Below are 17,902 nucleotides of genomic sequence, written 5' to 3'. Positions count from 1 at the left end.
ACATTCGTTCTGGTTCAAGGCGTTGTATTAGTTTTGTAGCATGAAATTTGGCGTAGTTATATTCCCCGGCTCTAATTGTGATGAAGATATTATTTATGTGCTCGAAAAAGTTATGGGCCAGCAGGTAGTACGCCTTTGGCATAAAGACCATGATTTGCAAGGAGCTGATGTAGTTATCTTACCCGGTGGTTTCTCTTTTGGTGATTATTTACGTTCAGGCGCTATTGCCCGTTTTTCACCTATTATGCAGGAAGTGATTCAATTTGCAGCCAAGGGCGGTTATGTAATGGGTATTTGTAACGGATTCCAGATTCTGGCTGAAGCAGGTTTGGTACCGGGTGCATTGTTGCATAACAAACAACGTAAGTTCATTTGCCGCAATACTTACCTGAGAGCGCAAACCAATAATTCATTGCTAACATCCCAAATTGACGAGCAGAAGGTGTTGAAAATACCTATCGCTCATGGCGAAGGTAACTACTATGCCGATGAGGATACGCTGAAAGCGCTAAATGATAATGAGCAGGTGCTATTCCGTTATACTGATGAAGCTGGTAATATCACTAATGAAGCTAACCCAAATGGTTCAGTAGAGAATATTGCCGGTGTTTGCAACGTTAAGCGTAATGTTTTTGCTTTGATGCCGCATCCTGAACGTGCTGCCGATGCTTTGTTGGCTAATGAAGATGGCTTGGCTATCTTCGAGTCCATATTAAATATGGCTAATGCCTAATGATGCAACTAGTAATTGATGAAGGCAATACGTTAGTTAAGGTAGCTGTTTTTAACCAGAATGAACTGGTTTGGACAGAGACTTACCCAACGATAGATACAACTGTTCTGACTGCCATATTCAGCAATTACTCTATTAGTAAAGCTATTGTTTCATCAGTAAGAAAAGGTGTGGAAGCTTGGCAACAACAGCTTGAACAACATGTGGGTATAGTTCCGTTTAGCCGCAGTATGGCTTATGGTATTCAAAATCATTATCGTACACCAAATACTTTAGGGGTTGACAGGTTGGCTGCTGTAACAGGTGCAAGGCATTTATATCCGGATATGGATAACCTGATTATTGATGCCGGTACCTGTATTACCTATGATAGTGTTGACCGGCAAGGTAACTACTACGGAGGTAGTATATCACCAGGCCTAAATATGCGTTACCAAGCTTTAAGCCATTATACTGCCGCTTTACCTTTGGTTAAGATAGATGAAGGTTTTAACAATACTTATGGCGATGATACGGTAAATGCAATACACTCTGGCGTACAAAATGGAATATTGTACGAGGTGGAAGGCTTTATCCATAACTATTTAAAAGCTAATGAAAGCGCAAATGTGATACTTACTGGTGGTGATGGTGTTTTTTTGCATACTCTGCTGAAAAATAGCATCTTTGCCGGCTATATTAAAACAGAACCATACCTGGTTTTAAAAGGATTAAACGCAGCTATAACAAAGCATAATGATTAAATATATCAGATCGGGGCTTACTTTTTTGTTTACGGTAATTACTTTGGGTGCATGGGCACAATCAACAGCAACTACCAGTTCGCCCTATTCGCAGTTCGGTATTGGTTCTTTTATTGATCCTGTGTTGCCGCAAAACAAGGCTATGGGTGGTATTGGTACTGCTACCAATAGAATTGGTCAGTATAACACTATTAACCCGCTGAACCCAGCCTCATACGGTGCCATCAATTTAACCACTATTGATATTGGCATATCAAGCAGTATTCTGCTTTTAAAACAATCTGGATCAAGTACGCAAACCAACAATAATACACGTTTAAGCCACGTGGCGTTTGCTGTACCTGTAACTAAAAAATCTGCGTTAAGCTTTGGTTTGCTGCCTTATACCGAATTAGGGTATAATTACAAACAAAGCATTAGTAACTTCGGTACCAGTTCTTCGGCTGATACCAACACAGTTAATTACATTTACAGTGGTGATGGTAGTTTATCAAAAGCTTATGCCGGTTACGGTTTCGGTATAGGGAAACACATTTTGCTGGGTGGTAATGTTTCTTACATCTTCGGTAATATGCGCCAATACCGTTCTACCGAAATTCCTGATTTATACGGTACTTTAAACTCCCGTATCGAGCGTAGCAACGCGGTAGGAGGTTTGAATTACGACTATGGTGTTCAGTTAAACTTTGATGTAGCTGAAGCTTCTCACTTGATATTTGGTTATTCAGGTTCGGCCAGTACCCAGTTAAATTCTAAAATTACCAGCATTGTTAGCCAATACACTGTATCCTCAGCTGGTAATGAAAACATTGCTGCCGATACTATCAGTAACCAGGTGCTAAACAATGGTAAAATCAAACTGCCACTAATGAACCATTTTGGTTTATCTTACCAAAAAGATAACAAATTTTTGATTGGTGCGGATTATAGCATTGGTAACTGGAATACATTAACTATTGGCGGCGTAAACCAAGGTTTACAAAAAAGCCAGAGCTATGCTCTGGGCGGGTCATTCACGCCTAATGCTTTGGCATTGCACAACTACTTTGCTTTGGTTGATTACCGCTTGGGTGTACGTTATGACAAAACTTACATCAATGTTAATAGCACCGATATTAAACAGTATGCGCTTACCTTTGGTATGGGTTTTCCATTACCTCGTAATAATACCGCCTTTTATAAAATTAATTTCACGGCCGAGTTAGCACAGCGTGGTACCCTGCAAAATAGCTTAATTAAAGAAAACTATATTAACTTACACCTAAGCTTCACGCTGAATGACTTGTGGTTCCGCCGTTATCAGTTTGATTAAGCAGTTTAACCTGCAAGGTATAATGCGCCGGCGTTTTCATTTTTTCGTCGGCTTAGGTTTTGTTTTGTTTATGCTGATGCTTAGTGCCTGCGAAAATGACTTGAAGAAGGTGCAGCAAATATCAGCAAAAGATGTAAACACACCGGTTGACCGCACTACCGGCGTTGATGTGATTTATAGTGACTCGGCAAGGGTAAAAGCCCATATGCAAACACCTTTATTGCTAAATTATGCTACTGCTCAGCCTTACCGCGAAATGCCAAAAGGTGTAAAGGTGGTGTTTTATGATAAAGATTTACACACAACCAGTACCATTACTTCTGAATACGCTGTTACCCGTAATGATAACAAAATCATTGAGCTGCGTAAAAATGTAGTAGCTACCAACAACAAGGGGGAAACTTTTAAATCGGATGAATTGATCTGGAATGAGGCTACACGCAAGGTTACTTCAAGTAAGCCAGTGCATATTACTTTATCTAACGGCGGCTACTTTAATGCTTCTGGTTTGGAAACTAACGAGCAGTTTAGCCCTTGGAGTATGCCAAATACTACTGGTAAACTGCCAGTGAACCAAAACGTCACTCAACCATAAATTGTTTTTTTCGCAGAAATTTTTGTTTTACAGAAGTTTACGAAAAATTGTATCTTGCGCCCTCTTTTAAAAATAAGTATAAAGTATTAGTAATTTATTTTATTGATTATATGGGTATCATGGGTTTTTTGCGTGAGCGAATGGGCATAATTCTGGTTGTGCTTATTGGGTTTGCGCTTTTTGCTTTTGTGGCAGGTGAGGTAATTACCTACAGCCGGGGTTTCCTGAGCGGCGACCGTGACGAATTAGGTGAAGTTGCCGGTGAGAAAATTTCATACGCCGATTTCTCAGACAAGTTAAAGCAAAATGTGGAAATGATGCAGCAGCAGTACGGCCAGTCAGCCTCAACGCCGCAGCTAACCGATTTTGCACAAGAGCAAACCTGGAATCAGGAAGTAAGCCGGGTAATTCTGAAAAAAGAAATTGAAAAAGTAGGCATTGTGGTAGGTACAGATGAAACCAAAGCCATGATTAGCGGTAAAAACCCAAGTCAGCAAATTGCCCAATATTTTACCGATCCTAAAACAGGCCAACTTAACCGTGCCAGCCTGGATCAGGTTTTAAGTCGTGTTCAAACTGCTAAAGCAGGCGATCCGATGATTGAGCAATGGGATAAGCTGGTAGCCTCTGTTATTGAAGGCAAAAAAGCTGAAAAGTATTTTGCCATGGTGCATAACGGTTTATATGTAAACTCGTTGGATGCTAAAGATGATTACGAAGCTAAAAACAAATTAGCTAAGTTTACTTATGCCATATTGCCATACTCATCTATAGCTGATAATAAAGTAAACGTTACTGATGACGATTACCAAAATTATTATGATGAGCATAAAGGTTTGTTTAAAAGCAACCAGGAACTACGTAGTATAGATTATGTAGTTTTCAATGCCGCCCCATCTAAAGCTGACTCAGCAGCTATTAAGGCGCAAATGGATAAATTGGTAGATGGTTTAAAAAGCAGTACTAATGATTCGTTGTTTGTGCAGGTAAATGCAGAAACCAAAGCACCTTTGGTGTACCAGCGCAAAGGCCAATTAGAGCCTAAGCTGGATTCTATTATGTTTAATGCAGCTAATGGTTTTGTATATGGCCCTTACGTATCTGGCAATAGCTATAAAATAGCTAAGCTGGTTGATTCACGTGTTGGACCAGATTCTGTAAAAGCACGTCATATCTTGCTTAACCCTGCTACCAGTGGTGGTATTGATAAAGCCATGGCTAAAGCTGATTCTTTGAAAAAAGCAATACAAGGCGGTAAGTCATTCGCTGATTTGGCTAAAACCTTTTCTGAAGACAAACAATCAGCAGAAAAAGGTGGTGAGCTGGGTACTTTTGGTCGTGGTGCCATGATCCCGGTATTTGAAGATGCCGTGTTCAATGGTAAAGCTGGCGACTTTAAAATTGTAAGTTCACAATACGGCGTTCACCTGATTGAAATTGAAAGTCAAAAAGGTTCATCTAAAGTAGTAAAAGTAGCTGTTGTTGATAAACCAGTTGATGCTAGTGGTAAAACTCAAAGTGCAGCTTACAGTAAAGCTCAATCTTTTTTAGGTTCAGTTAATAAAGACAACTTTGCCCAGCAGGCCAAACAATCAGGTATGCAAATACGCAAAGCTGCCGATTTTACTGGAGTGGCTTCTAGCATGCCTGGTCTGGAAAATGCACGTGAACTGGTAAAATGGGCTTACAAATCAGACAAAGGTGATCTGGTAGATCAAGTATATACATCGGGCGATCAGTACGTAGTAGCTCAGCTTACTCAAGTTAAACCTAAAGGTGTTTTATCATTAGATGCTGTGAAAGAGCAAATCAAACCACAGGTTATCAATGAAGTAAAAGCAAAACAATTAACTGAAAAGCTGCAGTCTGCATCTAATGGCGCATCAAGCGTTGAGCAGGTAGCACAAAAAGCAGGTACTAAAGCTGTTCCGGTCGAAAATATCGTGTTTGCTAACCCTGTTATACCTGGGTTATCTATCGAGTATAAAGTGATTGGCTCCGTATTCGGTGCACCGCTTAAAAAATTGTCTAAACCTGTTGAAGGGCAAAGTGGTGTGTACGTGTATTCAGTAGATAGCTTCTTGAATCCGGCACCATTAACTAATACAGTACGTGAAAGAGAGCAAATTAGCCAAACAATGCTGCAACGCGCCGATAATCAAATATTTGATGCCTTGAAAGATAAGGCGAATGTAAAAGATTTCCGCGCCAAATTCTTATAAGCAAATTTCAAGTAATTTTACATCCGGAAACTGCGTTATACAGTTTCCGGATTTTTTATTTTTAAGGCAATGGATATACAGGAAAATATAGTAAACAAGGTAGTTCAAAGTGGCTTGGTAACTCTAGACCCCGCCAGTTTTTATCCGCCTGGCGATCGTGTAATCTACGATATTACAGAAAACTTATTTCATGGTCTTATTTTGAGAGAAAAGGACTTTCGAGAATTTGTAAGAGGTCATGATTGGAGCCAATATGCCGGTAAAAATGTAGGTATAACCTGTGCGGCTGATGCTATTGTGCCTACCTGGGCGTATATGTTGCTGGCAAGTCGTTTAACGCCTTACGCGCGTGAAGTGGTATTTGGTAATGCTGAGGTGCTGGAAACAGTTTTATTTGAAAAGAGCTTGTCTAATACAGATTTCGAGCAATATCGCGATCAGCGTATGGTGCTGAAGGGATGTGGCGACATACCTGTACCAGTATCAGCTTATGTTGAATTAACTAAGCGACTCACTGGTATAGCTAAAAGCATCATGTTTGGTGAACCTTGTTCAACCGTACCTATTTATAAAAGGAAAGATTAAGGATGGATATCGAAACTCATGTTATTTCGCAAAATAATGATAGATTTAGTGGCTTACTTTGTCTGTTAAGCAAGTGGAGTGTTTCTACCATTGCGCGTAATAACAGGTTTCATTTTTGGGTGAAGATTAAAACGCTTTTTATTATAGCATACTTACTGTTTATAGCAAATGCGCACGCTCAAGAGCCACTTAAAATAGTAGAGCCGGTTTTTAAGGCTGGTGAACAATTGAGCTATAAGCTTAAATATGGTTGGTTTACAGGAGCTGAAGCTCACTTGCGGGTAGAAGAAGCAGATAAAAAATTTGAAGGTCGTTCTGTATGGCATATCATTGCTGAAGGTAATACTGCAGGTACTTTCGATGTGTTCTATAAGGTACGTAACCGCTATGACTCTTATATTGATCGGAGTACGCTACTGCCTTATTTATATACTGAAGACCGTCATGAAGCTAAGTACAAACACACCGATCATGTGGTGTTTAATCATCAAACCAATAAAATTACAGCTAACAAAGGTGTGTTTCCTTTTCAAGGAAAGGTGTTTGATTTTCCTTCAGCCTATTATTTTGCCCGTTGCCTGGATGTAGCTAAGTTAAAGCCGGGTGATAAGTTTGAGCTTTCTTACTTTCTGGATGATGGTATTCAAAAATTAGGCATCACTTATGCCGGTAAAGAAAAGATGGATTGCTCATTAGGTAAATTCAATTGTTTAAAGTTTAACCCCACTATTATACCTGGCCGTATATTCAAAAAAAATAGTAAGTTGTATTTGTGGATAAGCGATGATGAAAATCGTATTCCGATAAAAGCCCATGTAGATTTAATTGTGGGAAGTGTAACCATGGATTTAACGGAGGCTAAGGGGCTTAAATACCCATTAAATCCTTTAAGTAAATAGAAGATGATTGAAGTTGGAAATACGTTGGTGCATGAAGATGTAATAAGCGAGCATTTTGTGTGTAACTTGAACCGCTGCAAAGGCGCTTGCTGCTTAGAGGGCGATTCTGGAGCACCGTTGGCGGCGGATGAGTTAGATATTTTGAAAGAAATATATCCTAAAGTAAAGCCTTACATGACGGCTAAGGGGATAGCTACAATAGAGCGTGAAGGTACACACGTAACCGACTTTGAAGGTGATTATACCACACCATGTGTAGATACGAATAAAGAGTGTGCTTATGTAACCTGGGAAAATGGGATTACCAAGTGTGCTATTGAAAAAGCTTGGCAAGATGGTGCAGTAAACTGGCGTAAGCCTGTTTCTTGCCATTTATATCCTATCCGTATAACTAATTACCCTGAGTTTGACGTATTACATTATGATCGGTGGAATATTTGTAGCCCGGCGTGCAGTTTTGGTAGCGAATTGAAGGTGCGCGTGTATGAGTTTTTAAAAGAACCGCTGATCAGGAAGTATGGTGCAGCCTGGTATCAAGAATTAGAAGATAGATTAGCAGGTATTTAAACATTTATATAATTTGGTGATTTATCATATTTAATACAAAATCTATGAAAGGAATAATACTCGCTGGTGGTTCTGGTACGCGCTTGCACCCGCTAACTCTAGCTGTAAGTAAGCAATTAATGCCGGTTTATGATAAGCCGATGATTTATTATCCATTGTCGGTTCTAATGCTGGCTGGCATTAAAGAAATATTAATTATATCAACTCCGCATGATATGCCGCAGTTCCAAAAATTACTGGGCGATGGGCAGCAATTGGGTTGTAATTTTGAATATGCTGTACAAGAAAAACCTGATGGTTTGGCTCAGGCTTTTGTAATCGGTGCCGATTTTATCGGTGCAGATAAAGTCGCTTTAATATTAGGTGATAACATCTTTTATGGTGATGGCTTATCTCACTTGTTGCAAAATAGCAACAATCCTGAAGGAGGTATGGTGTTTGCCTACCAGGTAGCCGACCCGGAGCGTTATGGCGTAGTAGAATTTGACGAAAATAATCAAGTAATCTCATTAGAAGAAAAGCCAACGGACCCGAAATCAGATTATGCTGTTCCCGGATTGTATTTTTATGATAACGACGTGGTAGAGATTGCTAAAGGAATTAAACCTTCTCCGCGGGGCGAATACGAAATTACGGATGTAAATAAAGAATATTTAAAACGTGGTAAGTTGAAAGTTGGCATACTAAGCCGGGGTACAGCTTGGCTGGATACAGGTACATTTGCCTCTTTAATGCAAGCTGGCCAGTTTGTACAAGTAATTGAAGATCGCCAAGGTATTAAAATAGCTTGTATTGAGGAGATTGCCTACCGTATGGGCTTTATAAATGAGGAACAATTAGCCGAGATTGCAAAGCCGCTAGTTAAAAGCGGCTACGGACAATATTTAATAAAGTTACTTAAACACACAAAGCAACCAGCTTAAGGCTACTGTATAATATTTTACAAGGCATCCGACGTTAACCAACCTGTAATGATATTGTTAATTGTGAACCAGATAGCTGAGATTGTGTTAGGCATACAGAGTAAGCTAACACTACCTAATTTAGATACTTGGGTTAGTGTAGCGTCAGCAACAGAAACTATTTCGCTGCGAGAATTAACAAGATTGGCATTTCTGGAAACTGGTGTAGAGGTTGAATTTAGCGGCAAAGGTGCTCACGAAAAAGGCGTAGTGATCGATATGGATATTGATCGAATGAAAGTACTAGGCTTAAATCCCGATATCTTAAAATTCGGTCAAACCGTAATTAAAGTGAATGTGCTGCAAGAAAAGGGTGAATGGATAACTTTGAATGCAGAAGAAACCAGTAAACCTATCGAAATGTGGCTTGCTGATGCTGTACAATCAGCTTTAAATTTGTTAAGGTAAAATAATAATTGTAAAGTACTATTACTACTATTAAAACAAAAGCCTGTAAGTTCTTCTTACAGGCTTTTGTTTATAGGGGATTGTGAACCTCAAATTATGAAGCTATAATATGATGATTCGGCTTTACTTCCATTGCTTTTACCTGGCGGATAATACCGGCAGCATCATAGCCGCATTCGGCCCACAACTCAGGTTGTTCACCATGTTCAATTACAGCATCAGGGATGCCTAAGCGCATTACTTCAGCATTATATTTATGATCGGCCATAAATTCTAAGATGGCGCTGCCCGCACCACCTTCTAAACAGCCGTCTTCTATTGTAATTACTTTAGGGTACTTGGTGAACACCTCGTGTAACATAGCCTCATCCAATGGTTTTACAAACCGTAAATCATAATGGGCAGGATAATACCCTTCCGTATTTAACTCATTAAGGGCTTTGGTAACTTCATTACCGATTGTACCTATAGATACAATAGCTATTTCTTCACCATCAGTTATTTTGCGGCCTTTGCCCACAGGAATAGCCTTAAATGGGCGCTGCCAATCTACCATAACACCATTACCGCGTGGGTAGCGAATAACAAACGGGCCAGCATCTTCCAACTGCGCTGTGTACATCAGGTTACGTAATTCCTCCTCGTTCATTGGAGCTGATACTACCAGATTCGGAATACAACGCATGTAAGCCAAATCATAAGCACCGTGGTGGGTAGGGCCATCAGCACCGGCAAACCCAGCACGATCTAGGCACAACACTACATTGAGCTTTTGTATAGCTACATCATGTATTACTTGATCATAAGCTCGCTGCATAAAACTGGAATAAATATTGCAGAAGGGCACCAAACCTTGTGAAGCTAAGCCTGCTGAAAAAGTTACGGCGTGCTGCTCGGCAATACCTACATCGAAAGCACGGTTTGGCATAGCTTTCATCATCAGGTTTAAAGAACTGCCTGAAGGCATGGCTGGTGTAATACCCATAATTTTAGGGTTCTGCTCGGCTAACTCAATGATAGTGTGCCCGAATACATCCTGGTATTTAGGAGGTTGTGGCTTTTCATGATGAGTTTTTTTGATTTCGCCAGTAATTTTATCGAATAAGCCCGGAGCATGCCACTTGGTCTGGTCTTTTTCGGCCAAAGCATAGCCTTTACCTTTTACAGTAACGCAATGCAGTAGTTTAGGACCGGGTATGTCGCGTAAATCGCGCAAAACTTTAACTAAGTGCTTTACATCATGGCCATCAGTAGGGCCAAAATACCGGAACTTAAGAGCTTCAAACAAATTGCTTTGTTTTAGCAAAGTGCCCTTTATACTTTTCTCAATCTTCTTAGCATATTTAAGTGCATCAGGCCCAATAGCTGATAATTTTGATAGTACATATCCTAAGTCAGATCGGAAACTGTTATATGGCTTAGAAATCGTAATGTCAGTTAGGTATTCTTTCAACGCACCCACATTCGGGTCAATCGACATGCAATTGTCGTTTAATATTACTAGCAGATTACTGTTGGCAATACCGGCATGATTAAGCGCTTCAAAAGCCATGCCTGCCGTCATAGCGCCATCACCAATTACAGCTACGTGCTGGCGATCTTTTTCACCCTTATAAACTGAAGCTACAGCCATACCCAAGGCGGCCGAAATTGAAGTAGATGAATGACCTACGCCAAAGGTATCGAATATACTTTCAGCCCGTTTGGGGAAACCGCTAATGCCTTTATAAACACGATTGGTATGAAAATTATCACGCCGGCCAGTTAGTATTTTGTGGCCGTAAGCCTGATGGCCTACATCCCATACCAACTGATCGTAAGGGGTATTAAGCACATAGTGCAACGCTACAGTCAATTCCACTACACCTAGGCTGGCTGCAAAGTGACCTCCATTTACGGATACAACATCGATAATATATTGTCGCAATTCCTGGCAAACTTCCTCCAACTGATCTTCACTTAACTGCTTTAAGTCAGATGGAGAATTAATTTTCTGAAGTAAATCGCCGGCTGGTACTTGCATTGACATGGTTTACAAATAATTTAACTTACAAAGTAAGTTATTTTTGTTGGTAAATGGATTGACAAATTGTACCTCATTATTGTTTTACAGAAAAATGCGACTAAGCAATCCGGCTAAATTGAACGGTGTTAATTCAGTAAAATTTTGAAGAATGGATGTACTTACCTAATGAGGAATCTGCTGGTTTAGTCAATCACAAACCATGCTGTGGTTAACGGGCGTGATTAACTATGAGTTTGATTTTCTCATCCAGTTCTTCTACTGCCTTTTCCATCATTTGTAGTTCTTCTTTTGTAGTGGTATAATCTTCCATTTTAAAAAGGTTCATTAGTCCCATAATCGAAGCAACGGGCCTGCGTAACTCGTGCGATTGGATGTATGCAATTTGTTCTAATGATGCATTTTGCTTAGTTACTTTTTGTTCTTGTTCAACTCGTTGGGTAATATCGGTGGCGTTGTAAGAGATACCAATAATCTCCCCATCAGCGTTACAAGCCGGATCATAGGTTATGTGCCACCATCTATCTTCTTCCTGATAACGCAAATGCTGTTCGGCTTGAACAGAAATACCTTGAATTGCCTGCTGATAACTGTAAATAAAGTTGTACAAATTATCCTTATGGATAAAGTTAATAGCCAGCATTCCAATTGCCAGATCGATATGATGAAAGTGTTTAACAGCAGTAGCAGCCGCTCTGTTGAAGGCTACGGTTTTTAAATCGCGGCCAATTAGTATATGGCAGGAACTTGAACTCTCAAAAAAAGCTTTTAATTGTATTTCGGAGTTTTTAACCTTAACAAACTGTTCTTTCAAAATCTTCAGGCTGGCATCAAGCTCCATTAAGTTAATTACCTGCTTTGACAAAATTTGCAGCATAAGTAATTGCTGTTCCGAAAGCTGTTTGGGAACGTAGTCGAGAACACACAAGCTGCCTAAGTTATATCCATCATGCGTGGTTAAGGGTGCTCCAGCATAAAAGCGCAAGTGTGGAGCATTAGTTACGAGCGGGTTATTTTCAAAACGTTTATCTTGAAGCGCATCAGGCACCATGAAGGTTTGATATTGTTCAATAGCCTGGCTGCAAAAAGAATTATGCCTAGAAGTTTTTGCTACATCTGTACCAACTTTAAATTTGATGTACTGTGTTTGGTCATCAATTAATGTAATTAAGGCAATAGGAGTCTGGCATACATCAGCAGCCATCTCTACAATAGCTTGCAGCTCTTTTTCTTTACAGAAATCCAGCTTAATAAAGCGATTTACAACCTGAAGCCTTTCAAGTTCTTTAAATGACATACATGAAATAACAATATTGCTATTATGAGGCTGGTGTATATGAATCTAACAGAGTATCGGAAATAGTTATGGTTTGTACGTATTTACCATAATTAAAGTTAATTAATGTACCGTAATTAAAGCTATCATTAACCAACTAATATAGAGCAGAAAGTTGTGACTGTTGTAGCATGATGTGTTACTTACGTTTAAAATTAACTATAACAATAAATGCTTTTTGATAATTAGTTATATTTGAGCTATGGCCGAAGAAGATTTCGCAATTCGTTTACCACAATTTGAAGGGCCATTTGATTTGCTGCTGTTTTTTATTGAACGTGATGAATTAGATATTCACGACATTCCCATCTCTCGCATTACTGATGATTTCCTGAACTATATTCAGCAAATGAGTAGCTTGAATATGGAACTGGCCAGCGAGTTTATTTTTGTGGCAGCTACCCTGATGCGTATCAAAGCCAAAATGCTGCTGCCCCGCTATGAGCCAGATGCTGCTGAAACCGAAGCTGACTCTAAAGAGGAGCTGATACGTAAATTGATAGAATATAAGAAGTTTAAAGACTTGTGTGAACAGCTACGCCCGTTGGAAGAAGATCGCTTAAAACAGGAGCGCAGAGGTAATATTATAGCCGATTTAACAAGCATAGAAGCTGTTGCCCAACCTGGTGAAGAAATGGCAAATATTACTTTATACCGCTTGATGCAGGTGTATGAACGCGTAATGCGTCGTTACCTGGATCGTACAGAGCCGGTGAAACATACGGTAATACAATACCCTTACACTATTGAACAGCAGAAGAAAGCCATTGATGAACTATTGCGTATTAACGGGCGGATGGATTTCAATGCGTTGTTGAAAAGCTCAGAAAACCGGGTACATTTCATTTATAATTTTTTAGCTATGTTAGAGATGCTGCAACAGCAACTCATTGACATACAAATAGGACTGAATTACAATAATTTTTGGATTGCGCCCAAACAGCAAGTTGATTTTAGCTAATTTAGGCGCTTGTTAAAACCATGAAGAAAGATAAATTAATATTCGAACTACTGGAAGATGAGCAGCAGCGTCAGGAAGAAGGCCTGGAACTGATTGCATCAGAAAATTTTGTAAGCAAACAGGTAATGGAAGCCGCCGGATCGGCCGCTACCAACAAATACGCCGAAGGTTTGCCCGGTAAGCGTTATTACGGCGGTTGCCAGATTGTTGATGAAATTGAAACTATTGCCATTGAGCGTGCCAAGCAGTTATTCAATGCAGAGTGGGTGAATGTGCAGCCACACTCGGGTGCACAGGCCAATGCAGCCGTTATGCTGGCTTGCCTGCAACCCGGCGATAAGATTCTGGGTTTTGATTTATCGCACGGTGGCCATTTAACACATGGCTCGGCGGTTAATTTTTCAGGTAAGCTGTATCAGCCATTTTTTTACGGTGTTAAAAAAGAAACCGGCCTGATTGATTATGACCATTTGAAAGCAGTAGCCTTACAAGAGAAACCTAAACTGATTATTTGTGGTGCTTCGGCTTATTCACGTGATTGGGATTACGCCTTTATACGTCAGGTAGCTGATGAAGTAGGTGCACTAGTGCTGGCAGATATTTCACACCCGGCTGGCCTTATAGCACGTGGTTTATTAACTGATCCACTTCCTTACTGCCATATTGTAACTACAACCACTCACAAAACCCTGCGTGGCCCACGTGGCGGCATGATTATGTTGGGTAAAGATTTTGATAACCCTTGGGGCTTAAAAACACCTAAAGGCGAAGTGAAAAAAATGTCAGCATTGCTGGATGCTGCCGTATTTCCGGGTACACAAGGTGGTCCGTTAGAGCATATTATAGCAGCTAAAGCGGTTGCTTTTCATGAAGCACTTAGCGATGGTTACATGAAATATGTATTGCAGGTAAAACTGAATGCGCAGGCTATAGCTAAAGCATTACTAAGCTTAGGATATGAAATCGTTTCAGGCGGAACCGACAATCATTTAATATTGATTGATTTGCGCAACAAAAATATATCTGGTAAAGCTGCCGAAAATGCGTTGGTACAGGCTGATATTACGGTAAACAAAAATATGGTGCCTTTTGATGATAAATCGCCGTTTGTAACTTCAGGTATTCGTATTGGTACCGCAGCGGTAACCACCCGCGGTATGAAAGAGAAAGAAATGGAGCAAATTGCGCAGTTGATTGATGAAGTAGTAAAAAATCTGGAAGATGAACATTCTTTAAAAAAGATACGTAAAAACGTTCACGCGTTAACCGAAAAGTTTCCGTTGTACAAATAAATCTTAAAAGCGCATTCAATGATTATTGACCGGCAACCTGTTCCTGATAATGAAACAGCACGTTTAAAGGCACTTCAAGCTTATGATATTCTGGATACTTTTCCGGAAGAAGAGTATGATGCTATTACACGGCTGGCTTCTTATATCTGCCAGGTGCCGCTGGCTTTTATTAGCTTTATTGATGATAAGCGGCAGTGGTTTAAATCAAAAGTAGGTTTGCCGGTTGAAGAGGTGCCGCGTGCCGATTCGTTTTGCCGTTACACCATTATGGATGACCTGATGGTAGAAGTGCCAGATGCCAGTCAAAATGAGTTGTTTGCAGATAGCGATTTCGTAACCGGTGCAATGGGTATTCGTTTTTACGCCAGTGCACCGCTTATTGATCCGGATGGATACCGGCTTGGTTCGCTTTGTGTGTTTGATCCGCAGCCTAAAGCGCTTAGCCATGAGCAGCGTGATGCGCTGCAAACATTAGCCAGAGAAGTTATTTCGCATCTGGCTTTACGCAAGCAGAAAAAAGAACTGGAGCAGAACCTGAAACGCCATAAAGAGTTTTATACCCTTTTTAACAGTTCATCTGAAATTCATTACATCGCTGATGAAACTTCAAAAATTGAGCTGATTAATAATGCGGTTGAAACTATTTTAGGCTATAAGCCCGAGCAGGTAATAGGGCATTCTTTATGGGAGTTTGTGGTTGATCAGAACCGGGAACAATTTGCTACGCTTATTGAAAATGGATTACTTACACAGCAAGCTTTTGAATTAGAAACTTGTGTAGTAACTCATAATCAAGAGATAAAATGCATTAGCTGGACAGCTATTAACCGCCACGGTAAATGGTACGCCAGCGGTCGGGATATTACTGAACAGCGAAAAGTGCAGGCTCAAATGGAGCAGCTATCATTAGTAGCCAGCAAAGTGAGCAATGGTGTAGTTATTACCGATGCCAATAATAAAGTAATCTGGATTAACGATGCTTTCGAGAACTTAACCGGCTATACACTGGTCGATTTAAGTAACAGGAGTATGGGGGAGTTGCTTAAAGGTGATTATACCAATCCTAAAATCAATAGTCGCATAAGCGAGTTAATTAAAACGCAAAAATCCTTTGAGATCGAAATAAAGATTCAGCGTAAAAACGGTGAATTTCTTTGGGTGTCTGTCATGAACTCCGTTATACTGGATAAAGATGGCAAGCCAGAGAAGTATATCAAAATCATTATTGATATTACAGATCGTAAAAATGCCGAGCAGGAATTGGAGGTATTATCTTTTGCTTCCAAAAAGTTGCCAAGCGGACTGGTACTGCGAGATAAAGACAGCAAAATTATCTGGATGAATGAAGCCTTAGAAGATATTATAGGCTACAAACTGGAAGAACTACACAACAAACCTTTTGGAAACATTTTAATTGGCGAGCAAACAGATAAAGCTATTTATAATAAAGCATTGCAGGCTTACAATGAACATAAGCCTTACGAAATAGAACTTCAGATTCATAAAAAAGATGGTACCCCTGTTTGGGTGTTGCTATCTAACAGCCCATTCTTTAATGAAGAGGGCCAGCTAGAACGCCAGGTAACGGTATGTGTTGACATTAGTGAGCGGAAAAGAATAGAAGATGAATTAACTTTATTATCAATGGTGGCTAGTAACACCGTAAGTGGTGTGATAATCAACGATAGTGAAGGAAATGTAGAGTGGATTAATAATGCATTTGAAAATATAACCGGGTATAATTTGGAGGCTGTTAAAGGCCAGCATTTGGGTGATGTACTGAAGGGGGAACTTACTGATTGCTCAATTATTGAAAGCTCGCGAGAGCTTTCGAAAAAAAAGCAATCTTTTGAGATCGACTTGATGATATATCGTAAGGACGGGCAACCTCTCTGGATTTCTGTGATCAACTCGGTGATACTGGATGAGCAAAATCAGGTTAAAAAGTATATTGAAGTTATTATCGATATAACAGCCAAGAAAAAGGCCGAAATGGAGCTGATAACCGCTAAAGAAGGCGCTTTACAGCTAAGTCGGGCTAAGGATATGTTTATATCAGTAATGAGTCATGAAATTCGTACGCCACTGAACGCCGTAATTGGTATGTCGCATTTGCTGATGGAGGATAACCCGTCCGACTCGCAAAAAGAAAACCTAAGTATTCTTAAGTTTTCGGCCGAAAACTTAATGACGCTCATTAACGATGTACTTGATTTTACTAAAATCGAAACGGGTAACATTGAGCTGGAAAAAGCTCCGGTTGATTTGCGTGATTTAGTACGTAGTATTATAGCTTCCATGCAGTTCAAGGTGCAGGATAAGAAGATATACTTAAAGGAAAGTATTGATCCGGTCTTGCCAGAGTTGGTATTGGGTGATCGTACCCGATTGGTGCAGATATTGCTCAACTTTATAAGTAACGCAGTTAAATTTACTGACAAAGGAGGCATCACTATTGATCTAAAAGTGTTGGAGCAAACTTCAAAAGAGGTTCGTGTACGCTTTGCTGTTACCGATACAGGTATTGGTATTGCACCCAATAAAATCAATACCATATTCGAGTCCTTCAAACAGGCTGAAGCTGATACAACCCGTAAATACGGAGGTACTGGCTTAGGGCTTGCCATTAGCAAACGGTTGGTTGAACTGCATGACTCACGTATTAATGTAGATAGTGTACTAGGCCAAGGATCAACTTTTTGGTTTACTGTCACTTTTACCCGTGTAGATCAAATGGCTATAGACAATAATAATGCTACCGAAATGCGATTGAAAATCAAGACTTTGGTAGTAGATGATAATCAGATTAACCGTTTGCTGATTAATAAAGTATTAAAAAGATGGGGTGCTGAAGCTGATTTTGCTGAAAACGGTTTGCAAGCTATTGAAATGGTAGAACGCAACCGCAACTATGATGTGGTGCTCATGGATATTCATATGCCTGAAATGGGAGGCTTGGAGGCTACGCAGGTAATCCGTAGTAAAGAAGACGCTTACTTTAAAAACTTGCCAATCATTGCATTAACAGCATCCATGCTGAATAATCAATTGAACCAGATTGAAGAGGCCGGCATGAATGATTTTATGTTAAAGCCGTTTGATCCTAAAGTATTGTACGATAAGCTAAGCCGCTACCAGCGCCAATAAAAAAAGCAGGAACCTCATTTTACTGATAATTCCTGCCATTAATTATGACTAACGCTCCGTGTACTTCTACGAAGATGATTTTGGGAATGTTTTAGTTTTAATTTGAAATTTGAGCGC

Annotated in this window: 15 protein-coding genes; 13 read left to right on the top strand and 2 right to left on the bottom strand. The window is 39.9% G+C overall.

Annotated elements, in window-relative coordinates; genetic code table 11:
- Nucleotides 1–40: 40 nt before the first annotated feature.
- The 10 genes from purQ to HH214_RS07235 all read left to right on the top strand — a co-directional run bounded on the left by purQ (nt 41) and on the right by HH214_RS07235 (nt 9,026).
- A complete protein-coding gene (purQ, locus tag HH214_RS07280) occupies nt 41–733 on the top strand; it encodes a phosphoribosylformylglycinamidine synthase subunit PurQ (RefSeq protein ID WP_169606693.1) in 693 nt (230 codons plus the stop codon).
- Nucleotides 733–1,476 carry a type III pantothenate kinase gene (locus HH214_RS07275; protein WP_169606692.1) on the top strand — a complete coding sequence of 248 codons (744 nt, stop codon included), beginning with the start codon at nt 733–735 and terminating at the stop codon, nt 1,474–1,476. Before purQ ends, HH214_RS07275 begins: the two co-directional genes overlap by 1 nt.
- Nucleotides 1,469–2,788, top strand: a complete 1,320-nt coding sequence (locus HH214_RS07270) for a hypothetical protein (protein ID WP_169606691.1) — start codon at nt 1,469–1,471, stop codon at nt 2,786–2,788. Before HH214_RS07275 ends, HH214_RS07270 begins: the two co-directional genes overlap by 8 nt.
- On the top strand, nt 2,781–3,383 hold the full coding sequence (gene lptC, locus HH214_RS07265) for an LPS export ABC transporter periplasmic protein LptC (RefSeq protein WP_169606690.1): 603 nt from the start codon (nt 2,781–2,783) through the stop codon (nt 3,381–3,383). Before HH214_RS07270 ends, lptC begins: the two co-directional genes overlap by 8 nt.
- A 110-nt stretch (nt 3,384–3,493) precedes the next feature.
- On the top strand, nt 3,494–5,605 hold the full coding sequence (locus tag HH214_RS07260) for a peptidylprolyl isomerase (protein ID WP_169606689.1): 2,112 nt from the start codon (nt 3,494–3,496) through the stop codon (nt 5,603–5,605).
- Between the two features lie 69 nt (nt 5,606–5,674).
- Nucleotides 5,675–6,190 carry a DUF2480 family protein gene (locus HH214_RS07255; protein ID WP_169606688.1) on the top strand — a complete coding sequence of 172 codons (516 nt, stop codon included), beginning with the start codon at nt 5,675–5,677 and terminating at the stop codon, nt 6,188–6,190.
- Between the two features lie 2 nt (nt 6,191–6,192).
- Nucleotides 6,193–7,089 (top strand): DUF3108 domain-containing protein, encoded by an 897-nt coding sequence (locus HH214_RS07250; protein WP_169606687.1) that lies wholly within the window; start codon nt 6,193–6,195, stop codon nt 7,087–7,089.
- Between the two features lie 3 nt (nt 7,090–7,092).
- Nucleotides 7,093–7,656: a DUF3109 family protein gene (locus HH214_RS07245; protein ID WP_169606686.1), complete on the top strand. Its 564-nt coding sequence runs from the start codon at nt 7,093–7,095 to the stop codon at nt 7,654–7,656.
- 44 nt (nt 7,657–7,700) lie between these two features.
- Nucleotides 7,701–8,579 carry a glucose-1-phosphate thymidylyltransferase RfbA gene (gene rfbA / locus HH214_RS07240; protein WP_169606685.1) on the top strand — a complete coding sequence of 293 codons (879 nt, stop codon included), beginning with the start codon at nt 7,701–7,703 and terminating at the stop codon, nt 8,577–8,579.
- Nucleotides 8,580–8,627: 48 nt separating this feature from the next.
- Nucleotides 8,628–9,026: a hypothetical protein gene (locus tag HH214_RS07235; protein WP_169606684.1), complete on the top strand. Its 399-nt coding sequence runs from the start codon at nt 8,628–8,630 to the stop codon at nt 9,024–9,026.
- Between the two features lie 94 nt (nt 9,027–9,120).
- On the opposite strand, the gene dxs is transcribed toward HH214_RS07235, so the two are convergent.
- A complete protein-coding gene (gene dxs, locus HH214_RS07230; RefSeq protein WP_169611074.1) occupies nt 9,121–11,049 on the bottom strand; it encodes a 1-deoxy-D-xylulose-5-phosphate synthase in 1,929 nt (642 codons plus the stop codon).
- 211 nt (nt 11,050–11,260) lie between these two features.
- The gene (locus tag HH214_RS07225) at nt 11,261–12,346 is read right to left on the bottom strand and encodes a GAF domain-containing protein (protein ID WP_169606683.1); all 1,086 of its coding nucleotides are present in this window, start codon (nt 12,344–12,346) and stop codon (nt 11,261–11,263) included.
- A 241-nt stretch (nt 12,347–12,587) separates the two neighbouring features.
- On the opposite strand from HH214_RS07225, the gene HH214_RS07220 reads away from it, so the two are divergent.
- From HH214_RS07220 to HH214_RS07210, 3 genes are read left to right on the top strand one after another with little or no spacing between them, the layout of a single operon-like run.
- Nucleotides 12,588–13,346, top strand: coding sequence for a segregation and condensation protein A (locus tag HH214_RS07220; RefSeq protein WP_169606682.1), 759 nt, complete (start codon nt 12,588–12,590; stop codon nt 13,344–13,346).
- A 20-nt stretch (nt 13,347–13,366) separates the two neighbouring features.
- Nucleotides 13,367–14,638 (top strand): serine hydroxymethyltransferase, encoded by a 1,272-nt coding sequence (locus tag HH214_RS07215; protein WP_169606681.1) that lies wholly within the window; start codon nt 13,367–13,369, stop codon nt 14,636–14,638.
- An 18-nt stretch (nt 14,639–14,656) separates the two neighbouring features.
- A complete protein-coding gene (locus HH214_RS07210) occupies nt 14,657–17,785 on the top strand; it encodes a PAS domain S-box protein (protein WP_169606680.1) in 3,129 nt (1,042 codons plus the stop codon).
- Nucleotides 17,786–17,902 lie beyond the last annotated feature (117 nt).

Origin of the sequence: Mucilaginibacter robiniae (assembly GCF_012849215.1) — a bacterium.
In the GTDB taxonomy this organism is placed as follows: domain Bacteria; phylum Bacteroidota; class Bacteroidia; order Sphingobacteriales; family Sphingobacteriaceae; genus Mucilaginibacter; species Mucilaginibacter robiniae.
This window is presented reverse-complemented; position numbering and strand designations above follow the sequence as displayed.